The sequence below is a fragment of the Phyllobacterium sp. 22552 genome (assembly GCF_052044585.1).
Taxonomy (GTDB): domain Bacteria; phylum Pseudomonadota; class Alphaproteobacteria; order Rhizobiales; family Rhizobiaceae; genus Phyllobacterium; species Phyllobacterium ifriqiyense.
This window is the reverse complement of record NZ_JBQENG010000007.1, coordinates 26,232-40,414: the sequence shown is the minus strand read 5'-3', so window position 1 is coordinate 40,414 and position 14,183 is coordinate 26,232. Positions and strand designations below refer to the sequence as shown.

15 protein-coding genes are annotated in these 14,183 nt (G+C 54.3%); 5 read left to right on the top strand and 10 right to left on the bottom strand.

Going from position 1 to position 14,183, the window contains the following annotated elements; all coding sequences use genetic code 11:
• Nucleotides 1–6: 6 nt before the first annotated feature.
• From ACTJI9_RS16570 to ACTJI9_RS16545, 6 genes are all read right to left on the bottom strand, one after another.
• On the bottom strand, nt 7–618 hold the full coding sequence (locus tag ACTJI9_RS16570) for a glutathione S-transferase family protein (protein ID WP_440809410.1): 612 nt from the start codon (nt 616–618) through the stop codon (nt 7–9).
• Between the two features lie 282 nt (nt 619–900).
• Complete coding sequence (locus ACTJI9_RS16565) at nt 901–1,515, bottom strand: DJ-1/PfpI family protein (protein WP_115054859.1); 615 nt, start codon at nt 1,513–1,515, stop codon at nt 901–903.
• A gap of 61 nt (nt 1,516–1,576) precedes the next feature.
• Nucleotides 1,577–2,527, bottom strand: a complete 951-nt coding sequence (locus ACTJI9_RS16560) for a substrate-binding domain-containing protein (protein WP_115054858.1) — start codon at nt 2,525–2,527, stop codon at nt 1,577–1,579.
• Between the two features lie 55 nt (nt 2,528–2,582).
• Nucleotides 2,583–3,575 carry an ABC transporter permease gene (locus ACTJI9_RS16555; protein WP_336441352.1) on the bottom strand — a complete coding sequence of 331 codons (993 nt, stop codon included), beginning with the start codon at nt 3,573–3,575 and terminating at the stop codon, nt 2,583–2,585.
• Between the two features lies 1 nt (nt 3,576).
• The gene (locus tag ACTJI9_RS16550) at nt 3,577–5,058 is read right to left on the bottom strand and encodes a sugar ABC transporter ATP-binding protein (RefSeq protein WP_440809816.1); all 1,482 of its coding nucleotides are present in this window, start codon (nt 5,056–5,058) and stop codon (nt 3,577–3,579) included.
• Nucleotides 5,059–5,151: 93 nt separating this feature from the next.
• Nucleotides 5,152–5,835: an FCD domain-containing protein gene (locus tag ACTJI9_RS16545; RefSeq protein WP_162802627.1), complete on the bottom strand. Its 684-nt coding sequence runs from the start codon at nt 5,833–5,835 to the stop codon at nt 5,152–5,154.
• Nucleotides 5,836–5,964: 129 nt separating this feature from the next.
• Between ACTJI9_RS16545 and ACTJI9_RS16540 the strand changes: the two genes are divergently transcribed.
• From ACTJI9_RS16540 to ACTJI9_RS16530, 3 genes are read left to right on the top strand one after another with little or no spacing between them, the layout of a single operon-like run.
• The gene (locus ACTJI9_RS16540; protein WP_440809407.1) at nt 5,965–7,188 is read left to right on the top strand and encodes an iron-containing alcohol dehydrogenase; all 1,224 of its coding nucleotides are present in this window, start codon (nt 5,965–5,967) and stop codon (nt 7,186–7,188) included.
• A gap of 17 nt (nt 7,189–7,205) precedes the next feature.
• A complete protein-coding gene (locus ACTJI9_RS16535) occupies nt 7,206–8,693 on the top strand; it encodes an NAD-dependent succinate-semialdehyde dehydrogenase (protein ID WP_440809404.1) in 1,488 nt (495 codons plus the stop codon).
• A gap of 15 nt (nt 8,694–8,708) precedes the next feature.
• Nucleotides 8,709–9,530 carry an alpha/beta hydrolase gene (locus ACTJI9_RS16530; RefSeq protein ID WP_336441349.1) on the top strand — a complete coding sequence of 274 codons (822 nt, stop codon included), beginning with the start codon at nt 8,709–8,711 and terminating at the stop codon, nt 9,528–9,530.
• A gap of 166 nt (nt 9,531–9,696) precedes the next feature.
• Here ACTJI9_RS16530 and ACTJI9_RS16525 read toward each other — a convergent pair whose 3' ends face one another.
• Genes ACTJI9_RS16525 through ACTJI9_RS16515 form a run of 3 tightly spaced genes read right to left on the bottom strand, consistent with a single transcriptional unit; the run spans nt 9,697 to nt 10,730 of the window.
• Nucleotides 9,697–9,930 (bottom strand): hypothetical protein, encoded by a 234-nt coding sequence (locus ACTJI9_RS16525; protein WP_440809401.1) that lies wholly within the window; start codon nt 9,928–9,930, stop codon nt 9,697–9,699.
• Nucleotides 9,931–9,984: 54 nt separating this feature from the next.
• On the bottom strand, nt 9,985–10,395 hold the full coding sequence (locus ACTJI9_RS16520) for an SRPBCC family protein (protein ID WP_307276880.1): 411 nt from the start codon (nt 10,393–10,395) through the stop codon (nt 9,985–9,987).
• Entirely contained in the window at nt 10,395–10,730 is a 336-nt protein-coding gene (locus ACTJI9_RS16515) for an ArsR/SmtB family transcription factor (RefSeq protein WP_307278875.1), read from the bottom strand. The genes ACTJI9_RS16520 and ACTJI9_RS16515 overlap by 1 nt, the downstream gene beginning before the upstream one ends.
• 176 nt (nt 10,731–10,906) lie before the next feature.
• On the opposite strand from ACTJI9_RS16515, the gene ACTJI9_RS16510 reads away from it, so the two are divergent.
• Nucleotides 10,907–11,704 carry a MerR family transcriptional regulator gene (locus tag ACTJI9_RS16510; RefSeq protein ID WP_440809397.1) on the top strand — a complete coding sequence of 266 codons (798 nt, stop codon included), beginning with the start codon at nt 10,907–10,909 and terminating at the stop codon, nt 11,702–11,704.
• Nucleotides 11,705–11,719: 15 nt separating this feature from the next.
• Nucleotides 11,720–12,634 carry a hypothetical protein gene (locus ACTJI9_RS16505; RefSeq protein ID WP_336441347.1) on the top strand — a complete coding sequence of 305 codons (915 nt, stop codon included), beginning with the start codon at nt 11,720–11,722 and terminating at the stop codon, nt 12,632–12,634.
• Nucleotides 12,635–12,720: 86 nt separating this feature from the next.
• Here ACTJI9_RS16505 and ACTJI9_RS16500 read toward each other — a convergent pair whose 3' ends face one another.
• Nucleotides 12,721–13,584, bottom strand: a complete 864-nt coding sequence (locus tag ACTJI9_RS16500) for an alpha/beta fold hydrolase (RefSeq protein ID WP_336441527.1) — start codon at nt 13,582–13,584, stop codon at nt 12,721–12,723.
• Nucleotides 13,585–14,183: the final 599 nt, after the last annotated feature.

Genomic DNA, 14,183 nt, shown 5'->3' with positions numbered 1-14,183 from the left:
TTTCCCTCAGGCGGCAAAACCGACGGGCGTTTTGGCAAAATCAACAAAACCGGGAAGTGCTTCAATACGCTGTAGCCAAGCGCGCAAGTTTGGGTATGCAGAAAGGTCAACATTTCCTTCAGGCGCACGGGCAGTGTAGCTGTAGATAGCAACGTCCGCGACCGTAATATGATCGGCAGCCAACCATTTCCTGACAGTTAGTTCCCCTTCGAGAACCTTGTAGAGTGCGTGCGCGCGTCCGATGACTTCTTCAGCATTGAACTTTGCTCCGAATACTGTGATCAGTCGGGCCGCCGCAGGACCGAAGGCAAGTTGCCCAGCTGCAACAGAGAGCCAGCGCTGAACTCTGGCACCGCCAACCGCATCTTCTGGAAACCAGTCGATTTTGCCAAGCTTCCTGGCGACATAGACAAGAATTGCGTTGGAGTCCGAAATGACCGTTTCACCGTCTACAAGGACAGGGACCTGTCCGAAGCTGTTGAGCTCGAGAAATTCCGGCTTTTTATGTTCGCCTTTTGCCAGGTCAACCTCAATCAACTCAAAGGATTGGCCCAAGAGAGATAGAAAAAGTCGGGCCCGGTGCGCATGGCCGGAAAGGGGATGGAAATAAAGCTTCATGACGATGTCTCCGTTTGTAAAGCGATTCCATACCGACCGCCTTCAACGGGAAAAATGCACGAGCTGTTCAATCTGGAGAAGACCGTTTTGAGGAAAGGCAGTGTTCCACAAAATGGTAGCAATCGGCGAGATCCGGTTGCAAGCCGCGATGACTGTGCTCGATGCAAGCGTCAGCCAACATGGCAATTAGCGATAACACAGCGCCGGAATTCCTGCCCGCTTGCCGTTGCGTAGTTTTAATAAAATGGCCGCTCGTTAAGCGGCCATTTGGGATTTTTTGACCTAGGCAGCCTTAGCCACGTCGTTGCTGTGCCTGATCTCCGTGCCAAGCACTTTAAGACATTCTCTGATAAAGGCCGCAAGCGCAGTCCATCCTTTAGCGGATACCATTGTACCATCGACATAGGCTTCTGTGGGCGAAAGATCGATGTAGGTGCCGCCCGCTAAAGTGACTTCAGGTTCGCATGCTCCAAGTGCTGCAACCTTCTTGCCACGAACAACGCCATCCACGGCGATAAGTATTTGAACGCCGTGACAGATTGTGAAGATCGGTTTTTGTTTCTCGTGAAAGTGCCGGACAATAGCCTGGACGCGCTTGTCGGTACGGATGTATTCGGGGCCGCGACCGCCAGCGGCGTATACCGCGTGGTATTGGTCAAGCTGCGTTTCGGCTTCTGAAAACGTCTTGTTGATCGTAAAGAAATGTCCGAGCTTTTCGGTGTAGGTCTGGTCGCCCTCGAAATCGTGCAGTGACGTTTTAATGAGGTCGCCTGCCTTCTTATCTGGACATATGACGTGCACCGTATGCCCGACCGCTTCCATCGCCTGCTGATAAACGAATATTTCGTATTCTTCGGTAAACTCGCCTGTCAGCATAAGTATTTTCTTGCCTGCCATGTCTTGCTCCTCTTATCTCATGCATTGGGACGGCACATGCCGCCCGGTTCATCGTTGTTGGTTAAAATGGAGAATCGGGGAAGTAGTATTCCTTTGCATTCTCTTGTGTGATCAGTGGTGCATCGAGCTTGACGGTCCCGCGAACGGGCGCCTGACCCACGAGATTGGCTATTGTCATATAAATTGCGGTCTTGATCATTGCGGGCGGGTATGGTGTTTCGACCGGAGTCATCGCGTCACCATCCATAACCTTCTTTACAATATCCTTCATGCCATTCCCGCCGAGTGCAAGTTTGATGTCCTTGCGCCCGGATTCCTTCACCGCCTCAAGCACGCCGAGCAGCATGTCGTCATCGTTTGCCCAGACTGCGTCGATTTGAGGATATTTGGCGAGGTAGTCCTGCATCAGCTTGAACGCTTCATCGCTATTCCAGTTTGCATACTGAATATCCAGAACTTTCAGCTCTGTGTCTTTAATGGCGTCATTGAAGCCCTGGATCCGTTCGTCATCAATAACTGTTGGAATTCCGCGAAGAACAACGAGGTTGCCCTTGCCCCCTAGTTTTTCAATCATGTACTTTGCCGTGTTTCGACCAACCGCGATATTGTCACCAGCAAGATATAGATCCTGTATAGAGGCATCGCTCAAACCCCGATCAACGACGGTAATAAACGTTCCGGCATCTTTGACCGCCTTGACCGGTGTGGTCAGTTCTTCCGAAGAATACGGCAGGATTACAAGCGCATCGAGCTTTCGACCGGCGGACAGATCCTCCAGGGCACTAACCTGAGCCGCGGCCGAGGGCGACGTTTTGACAACGACTTCCACGTCCGGAAATGCGGTGTTAACTTCTTTTGCGGCAGCTTGGGCATGGTAGACAACACCGGCAGTCCAGCCGTGGTCAGCCGCCGGTATTGAGACTGCGATCACTTTCTTATCGGCAGCCAGCGCCTGACTTGCGATCAAAATGACGCCTATGGCTACAGGGGCAATCCATCTACTCTTAAACATACATTCCTCCCAGAATTGGACCTGAAATTAATGATCCGCGTGGTCCCGACGCGGATTATTTTGAGAACCTTTGAATGAGCATAGCGATGATAATGATTACGCCTTGAACGCCTGCCACCAGATATTCAGAGACGAAATCCGACAGCACCATCAAATTAGCTATGAGTTCGAGGATTACAGCACCTGCGACCGTGCCCCATACGTGGCCTTTACCACCGCGCAGGGCCGTTCCACCGATGACGACGGCAGTGATAACCTGAAGTTCCCACAGGACACCCGTTGTTGGCGTTGCAGCGCCAAGGCGCGGGACGTAGCATATCGCTGCAATTGCTACGCATGCGCCTTGCATTGCGTAGGCGATCGTGCGTGTTTTGACTATTGAGATACCGGAGTAGCGCGCGACGTCTTCATTTGCCCCAACCGCAGCGCACTTGCGCCCATACTTCATCTTGTAGAGAATGAAGGACGCCACAGCGGCCACCGCAATTGAGATCAGGATTGGCAGCGGTATCCCCCCTACCGTACCGAAGTAAACAGGGCGGTAGGCTTCACGCAGGCTCCGATCAATCGGGATCGTCCCGCCGTCGGACATGTAAGTAATCAATGCCCTGAAGATACCCATTGTGCCGAGCGTGGCGATGAATGGCTCGATTCTCCCTACCGTAACGATCAGACCGTTCATCAGACCACAGCCGGTTCCCACGATCACGGCCACGGCCATCCCGGCGGGAATTGCCCAAACTCCCCACTCTGGTGCCATGCTATTCATGAACATTATAGTGATGCCCGTGATGAACGCCGCCATCGCACCCACGGAAAGGTCCAATCCCCCTGAGGAAATTACAAATGTTGCGCCGACCGCTATAATGGCAATGAAAGCACTACGCGTGATGACATTCCCCAGGTTCGTAGCGGAAAGAAAGTCGGGGTTGACGAGGAAGCCGACCACCAAGAGTGCCAGGAGTGCCAAAAATGGCCCAAAATCGGTCCAGCCGATATTCCAGTCCCGCTCCTGCCGAAGTGCTGCTGAGCCTGTAATAACACTCATGTCATTCCTCCCTGCTCGCCGCTGTCGTCACATCACTGGTTGCCAGCAGCGCAATTTCATGTTCCGTCATCTTCTCGCCTGTCACCTCGCCGGTAATGCGTCCCTCCCGCATCACGAGAACTCGATCACAGATGCCAATTAGTTCCTGCATTTCGGAAGAAATGACGATGCAAGTTTTGCCCTCTTCCGCCAGGCGCTGGATGAATGCGTAAATCTGCGCCTTGTTTGCAATATCGATGCCCCGCGTGGGCTCATCGATAACAATGATTGACGGATTGGTGAGGAGTACTTTTGCAAGCAGCAATTTCTGCTGATTGCCTCCGGAAAGTTGCCCCGCCTTTACGCCAAGGCTCTTGAGCCGGATATCGTAATCTTCCACGGCTTTAACGAGGGCGGCTTGCTCACGAGCTTTGCGCATCATCAGGCCTGGATGAAAGCGTTTGAGTGCGGAAAGTGTCAGATTTGGCGCGAGCTTTTCGTTGAGCAAAAGTCCCTTACCTTTGCGGTCTTCGGTAAGGTATCCAATACCTCCATCCATGGCAGAGCGCGAATGACGGATATCGATGATACGGCCATTCAGCACGACAGATCCATGTGCCGGTCGCAAACCCATGATGCCTTCAAATACTTCCGTCCGCCCAGCACCGATCATGCCTGCAAAACCCAGGATTTCTCCCTTGTGTGCAGTGAAGAAAATGTCCTTGGCGTAGCCCGACACGACCAGATCCCGGACTTCCAGTGACGGCACGTTCGAAGCTTTGCTGCGTTTGACTGGATAAAGCGCCGCCAGATCGCGCCCGACCATAAGGCGGGCCATGTCCATTTGCGTCAGACCTTGAGCAGGATAGGTTCCAACCATCTTGCCGTCCCGCAACACGCTTACCTGATCAGCGATCCGCTGCACTTCATCGAGACGATGGCTAATATATAGAACTGCGGCACCCTGCTCTTTTATCTTCAGGATAATTCCCAGGAGTCGCTCTACCTCATCTCCGGTCAAAACCGCAGTAGGTTCGTCAAATATAACAAGTTTATAGTCATCAAGAAGTGCACGCGCGATCTGAACAAGCTGCCGATCGGCAAGCGCGATGTCACGAACCAGCGCATTGGGCGATACCCGGCATCCCAATTCCGAAAGTTTTTCGGCAGCTATACGGCGCATGGATTGATCGTCGACCATTCCATTCCACATAAGCTCACGTCCGAGGAACAGATTCTCGGCAACCGTTAGTCCTTCTGCAAGCAGGATTTCCTGGTGAACGAGAACAATTCCTGCCTGCTGTGCATGTTCGGGCCTTGAGAACCTGACGTCGTAACCGGCTATAGAGAGCGTTCCTGCAGTTGGCTCCGCATATCCTGCAAGCAATCGCATAAAGGTTGATTTTCCTGCGCCATTTTCTCCGATGATGGCATGAATTCTGCCGGGTAGCACATCAAGCCAGACATCGGACAAGACCGTGACTGGACCATAATCTTTTGACATCCCTTTGGCTTGCAGAACCGGTCCACAAGTGTCGCCACCGGCTGCCTCATCGCTCTCCTGTTGAAGTCTTGAAGCAGCGAACATTGGCCGGCCTCAGTCGAATGCCGGGAGCAGACGATCACGCGAATGCTGGAGGTGCATACGCATTGCCTGTTTTGCAGCAGAAACGTCACCTGCTGCAAAGGCTGCGAGCAACGCTTCGTGCTCATCCAAAGCTTCTTCGGTTACGCGGGAGTGGAACATCAGACGGAAAATATGAAAATGTGCGTGCTGGTGATTGAGTGTCTCGCGGATAAGCTCGTTCCCAGCAAACTCCATGATCTTGTCATGAAATACTGAGTCCTGACGGGCGAATGTCGAGTAACGGATGCGCTCGTCCGTGCCGTCTCCGCGCCCCATGACACCCGCCGCTTCCTGAAGTGCTGCAAGCTTCGTCTCATCCATCACGGCGGCAGATTTCGCCGCACCATCCGGCTCAAGCAGCAGGCGCAGTTCGTACAGTTCGTCAAATCTGCGGCGGGTGATCTGCGGTGCAGCGCTGTAGCCGATCAAGTGGGTCTTCACCACGAGCCCCTCTCCTTCGAGCCTGCCGAGCGCTTCCCTGATCGGCGTCTGCGAAACGTTCAACTCACGCACCAAATTATCGACGGTTATGCGGGCTCCCGGCGCGATTTTCAGTGACATTAACTGTGCAAAAATGGCGTCATAAACGCTTCCCGCCAAGCTGTTGCTTCTTTGGATGAAACCACTTTGATCAGGTGCTTCGGTTAGGATCATAGAATTTTTCTTCTGCATAAGTTGCCTCTTGACACAGACCCTCACTAGCATGATGGTTCCGTATATGCAATCCCATATCCTATACGATTTTATATCCCCTTTATGCAAATGCCTCCAAGGAAATGGACGATGACCCTTTTTGCTGCACTTCGGCTCCCACGTGAAATTCTCTTTGGCAAAGGACAGCGCCATGCTTTGCCGATGGTTGCCGCAAGACTTGGAAAGCGAGCGCTGATCTGCACCGATGAGCGGTTCGCAGCGACGGCGATATTTGCGCAAATCCACGAGGCGCTAAACGCAGCCTCTATAGAGGTCTTGATCTACGACGCGGTTCAGCCGGACGTGCCAAGTGAGACGGTGTCGCTTTGCGTCGACGATGCGCGGGAGTTTGGCCCTGACATGGTAATCGGCATTGGCGGCGGAAGCTGTCTGGACATGGCAAAGTGCGCGGCTCTCCTGCTCAGCCATGGCGGGGAACTGGAGGATTATTATGGCGAGTACAAGGTTCCCGGCCCTGTTCTTCCAGTCATTGCCGTTCCAACGACGGCTGGAACGGGATCTGAAGTAACGCCGGTTGCAGTCATCTCCGACTCTGCGCGGACCCTTAAGGTTGGAATATCCAGTCCTTACCTGGTCCCAACAACGGCCATTTGTGATCCGGAACTAACAATGTCCTGCCCGCCCGGGTTGACAGCAGTTGCCGGCGCGGACGCCCTCACCCATGCCATCGAGGCTTTTACAGCGGTTCGCCGCTGCGCGGATCACACATTGGCGCAGAACCACGTCTTCATCGGCAAAAGCGCACTGACTGACCATTTTGCATTGCTGGCAATCAAGCTGCTGGGCCGCAGTTTGGAGAAAGCCTGCAAGGATGGGTCGGACGAAGATGCAAGAGCAGATGTGATGATGGGCGCACTGGCAGCTGGCTGCGCGTTCGGCACAGCAGGAACTGCCGCAGCCCATGCAATCCAGTATCCCGCCGGAGCACTCACGCACACGGCTCATGGCCTCGGGGTGGCAACCATGATGCCTTACGTCATGAATTATAACAAACGTGTCTGCGCCGCTGAAATGGCCGAGATCACCACAGCTCTCGGCCTCGCCAGTGGCTCGGATATTGAAGAGAATGCAAAAATTGCAATCGAAGAAATCCGCAGGCTTTTCGCATCGATCGGCATAACACCCACGCTGGCTGACCTTGGTCTGCCTTTAGACAAGCTCGATTGGACTGCCGAGCAGGCGTTCGGTATCGACAGATTAATCAAAAACAATCCCCGAACCTTCGATCTGGACGCGATGAAACGTCTTGTAAGAGCAGCCTATGACGGCGACTTCGCCGCTTCTGCCATTTAATCACCGAGGAACAACACATGACCGTTGCACAGAAAACGCTGACGCCTGCCGTCAATGGACCCGATATCGGCGCCACCACTCGTGGTCTGTATATTAACGGAAGCTGGTGGCCGGCTTGCAGCAACCAACAGATTGATGTCATCGATCCGTCAACAGGCAAACGAATTGCGGCTGTGGCCGACGCGACGGTAGAGGATGCGCGCGCATGCATCGATGCTGCCGCCGCGGCAGGCCCCGCATGGCGTGCAACTCCCCCTCGCAAGCGATCCGAAATCTTGCGACGTTGCTTTGAGTTGATGATTGAACGTTCTGAGATGCTGGCCACACTCATATCGATGGAGAACGGCAAGGCATTGCGCGATGCTCGCGGTGAAGTGGTCTACGCTGCGGAATTCTTCCGTTGGAACGCAGAAGAGGCCGTACGCATCTCAGGAGAATTTGGGATAGCGCCATCGGGTACCAATCGGATCATTGTTGACTATCAGCCCATAGGGATTTGCCTGCTAATAACGCCTTGGAACTTTCCGGCGGCTATGGCTACTCGCAAAATCGCACCTGCCTTGGCCGCAGGTTGTACGGTGATCTTGAAACCAGCAAGTGAAACGCCACTGACCGCCTACGCCCTGGCCTCCATCTATGAAGAAGCCGGCTTACCATTAGGTGTCGTCAACGTTCTGACAACAAGTAATCCTGGCCCCATCACCGCTACAATACTGGCGGACCCGCGTGTGAGAAAGCTCTCATTTACGGGTTCAACCGGAGTCGGTCGACTTCTGTTGGGCGAAGCAGCCAAGCACGTTATTTCCTCCTCCATGGAACTCGGCGGCAATGCCCCATTTGTGGTATTTGATGACGCCGATCTTGAAGCCGCACTCGACGGAGCCATGATCGCCAAGATGCGTAACGCGGGAGAAGCATGCACCGCTGCCAACCGCTTCTACGTACAGTCTGGAATATATGATTCATTTGCCGAAGGTCTTACGCGGCGGATGGCGGCTCTGAAGGTTGGGCGAGGCGTTGATGAACAGACGGAATGCGGCCCGATGATAACGCGAAAAGCTGTTGAAAAGATTGATCGATTGGTCCAAGATTCGATAAGCAAGGGTGCCCGCGCTCTATGCGGTGGCGAAATATCCGCTGGGTCCGGTTTCTTCTACCCACCAACGGTTTTGGTTGATGTTCCAGACACTTGCGAGATAGCGCACGAAGAAATCTTCGGCCCCGTCGCGCCGCTTTACCGTTTTGAAACGGAAGAAGAGGCAGTCAGCTGGGCCAACAACACGGAGTATGGACTGGCCGCCTATGTCTATACGCGTGACCTCGCCCGCGGGCTTCGTGTTTCTTCCGGCATAGAAGCTGGAATGATCGCGTTAAACCGGGGGCTGGTTTCCGACCCGGCCGCTCCCTTCGGCGGAGTCAAGCAGAGCGGACTCGGGCGCGAAGGCGGTCAACATCATGGCATTGCCGAGTTTATGGAAGCAAAGTATATCGCAACAAGCTTCTGAACCGGGAGACTGATCTTGGAAACTGATCCCTTCCGCATCCGCGCTCATGTCGCAGATTTCGATATTATCGTGGAGGACATTATTGCAGCCAGTGCCAGAACCCGCGATAGGCTCAACGCCAAATTGGACGTCCCATATGGGACTGGCACCAATGAAACGCTGGACATCTTCCTCCCCGAGGGCGCACGCGAACGCCGTCCGGTGCACATATTCATTCATGGAGGCTACTGGCGGATGTTCTCCAAACGAGATTACTCCTATATTGCCGACACAGTGACTAGCGCCGGAGCGATCGCCATTATTATCGATTATGCGCTTATGCCCGGCTTCAGAATGGCCGTGCTCGTGGATCAGGTGCGACGCGCGAAGCAATGGGTGATCCAACACATCGCCGATTATGGTGGTGATCCGTCTCGGATTACTGTGAGTGGGCATTCTGCTGGCGCCCACCTTGCAACATTCCTGTTTCACAAACCGGACGGCACTTCGAATATTGCCGCAGGGCTTTTGCTGGGTGGGATCTACGATCTGAAGCCTTTGCAAAAATCTTTTCTCGCTTCCGAAATTGGCATCACCGATGCAGAAGTCGAGGCATTCTCGCCCATTTCACATCACTATGACAAAGGCTGCGAAGTGCTTATCGCCGTCGGAGCCAACGAAACACCTCCGTTCCACCAGCAAGCGGCGGACTTCGCCACTCTCTTGGCTGCCGGGGGGCAGAAAGTGGCAACCAGAAACATCGCTCAAGCTGATCATATGAGCAGTGTTCGCGATCTCGGACGTGAAGATCGTCCCTCAGCGACCCTTCTGAAGGACCTTATTTTAAGACATCGGTAAAAGAAACTCACGAATGCCTGTGGTGGTCGACGTAACGTCTGTGACAACTGCCCGCTCAGGAATAATCGCACCGGCATAGGTCCGGGTGCAATCATTCCTTGAAGACGTGACGAGTAAATCCTGAAATTTATTGCGGGAAACAGTTACTCGAACATCGCAGGCCGGCTCACTCTCCGGCGCTGACACGTCGCCGACTGCGCCACCTTGCAGCATAAGGCAGTGCAAACATGGACAGGCCACTGAACAGCATCAAGAAAAGTGGGATCAAAGGAGAGTAGACTACCCACATGGGACGATCACTGTCATCCATTCCTAAGAGAGCGAAATTTGCAATGACGGTTACCGTAAAGACGATAGACAGCCATCGGTGAGCCAGCCGAATCCAAACATTTATATTCAATGGAATCCCCTTATGTTGCGCCTGATGACATCCGATTATTTGCGCCGGTCGGCTTCACTCTATCGATGCCAAGACCTTTTCAAGGGCATCGAAAAATTTCGGCCATCCATCCCTGGCACCATGGTAGGCCTGCTCCTGATCCGGTCGGAATCCCGACTGTTCCATGCGCAGCCTCGTCCCCGTACTCGTCGGAATGAGTGTCCATGTGACGACACTCTCAAGACCATACGCAGCCCATGTATATGACAGCCTCCTGTCCTGCTCGATTGCCGTTACCTGGCAGTTAACCGAGCCCCAATCTGCGTTAAGACTGAACCGGTGATCGACAACAGGCTTGAAGTCATTTTTCATAAGCCATTCCTCTATGAGGTATGGTTGCGTCAGAGCGCGCCAGATCTTTTCCGCTGGATAAGAGATTTCACGCTCGACAACTACGGAGCGTGTTTGCGTAGAGGCTTCGGTCATTAGTCCATCCTTTTGAGCAGGTTTTCGAGGTCATCAAATCGGTCTTGCCAGAAGCCGGTCATTTGGCTTGTCCAGTCTATCAGCGGTGCCAGAGCAAAGAGCTGAGCACTATAGTGCGTCTGGCGACCTTCCTGCCGATCGCGCACCAGCCCTGCCCGCTTCAATACTGCAAGGTGCTTTGAGACCGCGGGTTGCGATATTCCGGCCTGGGCCGTCAGCGCCCCAACCGTCTGCTCTCCTTCTCGGCACATGCGCTCGAAGAGAGCCCGCCTGGTCGGATCGGCGAGCGTTTTGAACAATATGGTGTGGCTCGGCAGCAAAACATATATCTCCATGGTTATGATTAAACGTATAACCATTGAGCTATGCGTTAGTCAAGCGAGCTTCTCCGAAACACCCTACGCAAGCGTCTCCGTCATGATAAATTGAACGCTTCCTTCAAGTGACATTATGAAATGCGTAACCCAATGCCACTTGACCTCGCCCTTAGGGCAGGCCTTAGACAGGTGACATGACTCATTCTCATCTGCTTGCCGGTCGTTTCCGCGCGGCCACCCGTCTTTCTGCCAAGGCACTGCGGCTCTATGCTGAGCAGGGCCTGCTTGTCCCGGCCTATGTCGATCCACAGACCGGCTATCGGTATTATTCGGCGCAACAGGCACCTCGTGCCCGGCTGATTGCCAGATTGCGACAGCTTGGACTGTCGATGGCCCGCATCGCTGTCTTGCTGGAACTGCCAGCAGAAGCGCGTGCAATCGAATTGCGCACGTGGCTGGAGGCGCAAAATGCCCGTCTCGCCGTCCATACCGAATTTGTTGAGGCAATGGCCTTCCAAGCCGACCTCACACATCCTGCTCTGTCGATTGCGTTGCGCAAGGTTGATGCCACCAAAATCGTCAGCCGTCAGCGAGCGGTGACAGTGACCGGCCTTAATGGCTTTATGGCGGAAGCCGAAGCGGATATTCGCAAACATCTTGCCGCTTCAGGTCTTGCCCATAATGGCAGGATGAGTGTGCATCATCACAACCTCACCACACGTGACGCTGATGGTCCTGTCGAGGTTGCGATAACCTGCGATGGCCCCGTTGAGCCAGCCAGCGACTTGATAATCCGTCTGCTGCCTGCTCGGCGTGAGGTCTTCACGCCGGTACCCGCAGACCAACAGAATTTCCCCTTGGTGCTGTCCGTCTACGACGCAATTGAAACCTGGATCGACCGACAAGGCCTTACCATCATCGACAGTCCTTATGAAATCTATCCCGGTAGCGACAACGCGCCTTTCGACATCGTCTATCCAGTCAATCCCTGAAGAAAGTGCCTAAATATGAATATCCCCTATGTCGGCTCCGGACCTTATTGCTACGCCAATGCCTTTGCCATGATGTTTGGTGCCGCTGCGCCCTCGACGGCCGTGATCGAATTCTCCACGGCAAGCCCGTTCGGCATGCAGCTGATTGGCGGCAGATTGCCCTTCTTTGACCCTTATGGCTGGGATCCGGAACGAGGTTTTGACGACGCGCTTGCTGCTCTCGGCTGGTCATCTGATGTCGCAAGAGGCGGAACGGCTGAGGAGGCGCTTTCACGCTTAAAGTCGGCGCTGGCCCATGGGCCCGTCTGGGTGGGTCCGGTCGAAATGGGATATCTGACCCACCAACCTGGCATGAAAGAACCCATAGAGGCTGACCATTATGTTGTCGTGCTGGAGGTCGATGAGGAGCGCGTGCTGATGCATGATCCCCAAGGCTACCCCTTTGCATTGCTCCCTCTGACCGATTTTATGGCTGCTTGGGCTGCGAAGACAGTAGCTTACGGAACGCCCTACACCATGCGCACCAGATTCGTACGGCAACGAAATGTAACGGAGGTCGATATCATTAAGGCTGCGATCCCGGCAGCAAAACAGTGGCTGTCGATGGAACACGCACCTGTTATGCCCGCAGGCAGTTTGGGCAATAGCAGAGCGGCCGAAGCACTGGCAGAACTGGTCGCCGACAACTGCGATGATGCCTTGCGCGGACACCTGATCCATTTTGCGGTTCGGGTAGGTGCCCGCAGGACCAGCGATGCCGCCGCTTGTCTCGCCCGTATCGGCAGTGTAGATGCCGCTGTCATCGTTGCTGAACAGGCCCGTCTGATAGGCAGTTTGCAACATCCCCTTGTCGTTGGGGACGACAGGAGAGCCGCAGCCGCGCTTATGAACCTGGCACCTACCTATGACCGGCTACGTGCGGTTTTGTAGTTTGAATTCACAGTTTGGCCGCCACGCTGCAAGACCAAGACAGTTTTGATGCTCGTTGCTTACGGTGTCCGAATGACTTTGGCCTATCACTCGGACGAGGAAAAAAAAGCCAACAATGCTTCAGCAAGCCGTTCAGGCGCTTCTTCGGCGACGTGATGTCCACTGTCGATGCCGTGGCCACGCAAGTCTGGCGCCCAGGGTCGCCACACGCCAAGCACATCGCCATAAAGTAGCTCGAGATCATCCCTGAGCGACCACAGAACAAGGGTAGGACAGACTACTGTGCGACCGCTGTCCCGGTCGATGCGGTCATGATGGGCGTCGATCGCCAAGCCGGCTCTATAGTCGCCGAGCATCCCCCTCACCGTCTCTGGGTTGGTGATCGCCGCCAGAAAATCCGCGTGGTTCTCGCTTCCCATTGCTTCCTCAGACCCGCCATACCATGCAATCGGATCAGCGAGAATAGCCTGCTCAGGCTTACCTGCCTGGGCGAAGAAAAACCAGTGCCACCATTTTTCCGCAAATAGCGCATCACAGCGTTCCAAAGCCTCCAAGATCGGCACCCCGTCTAGAATCGCCAAACGTTCAACCCGTCCGGGGTGGTCCATCGCGCAGCGGAATGCGGTGTAACTTCCTCGGTCGTGACCCGCTATCATAAACCGCTGGTGGCCAAGCGCTTCCATCAACCGAACGCAATCATCGGCCTTTGCTCGCTTGGATGCCTGCGAATGACTCGCCATGTCCGGCGGCGACGAGGACTGCCCGAAGCCGCGCAAGTCAGGGCACACCACGGTAAATTTTGCTGCAAGGATTGGCGCAACGCGGTGCCATGTCGTGTGTGTACGTGGGTGCCCGTGCAGGAGAAGAAGGGGCGGACCTGAGCCGCCGTGCCGCACTCGCAACACGGCATCGCCGACGTCGATCCGATCCAGTGCGAAGCCTTCGAACATTTCCCTCACTCTATCATCAGCGAGAGCATAGTAAAGTTTTTCCCTCGCAGCTGCACAAAGGATCTTGGTCGTTCTGACAAGACTATCAGGGGGAGCCTGCCTCCAACGAGCCACGACGGCCTTTGGTTGTCCAGATTTTTATATTTCATTGCAAAGTATCAAAGGCAACACCAGAACCCGAGCGCGCAATAGAAAGTTTGCCGATACTGGAGCCTAGATGACACTACCACCGCGGGCTTTTGATCACCAGGAACTGCTTTCCTGCTAAAAGTGTTAAATCTACTGTCCCATGGTAAGTGATTGGGAATAGCATACGAGACGCGAGGCACAAGGTGCCAATCAAGCACGGTGTGAAAACAACTTTTGGGGACATCATATGGGACGAGCCACTCAGCCAGGTCTATGAGACTGTGGGACAATGCACTCCTGAGATCGAGTATAGTGTCTCTCAGTTCGATAACCATGAACACGAGGTGTCGCTCGACAGATGGTGCGCCTGGAAATCCGATAATCTTGACGCATACCACTACTGGTGGGTTACAGTTGCGGAGAGGCCAACAAGAGATAGGGATGGGCACGGTTAATCCGATTGCCAATCA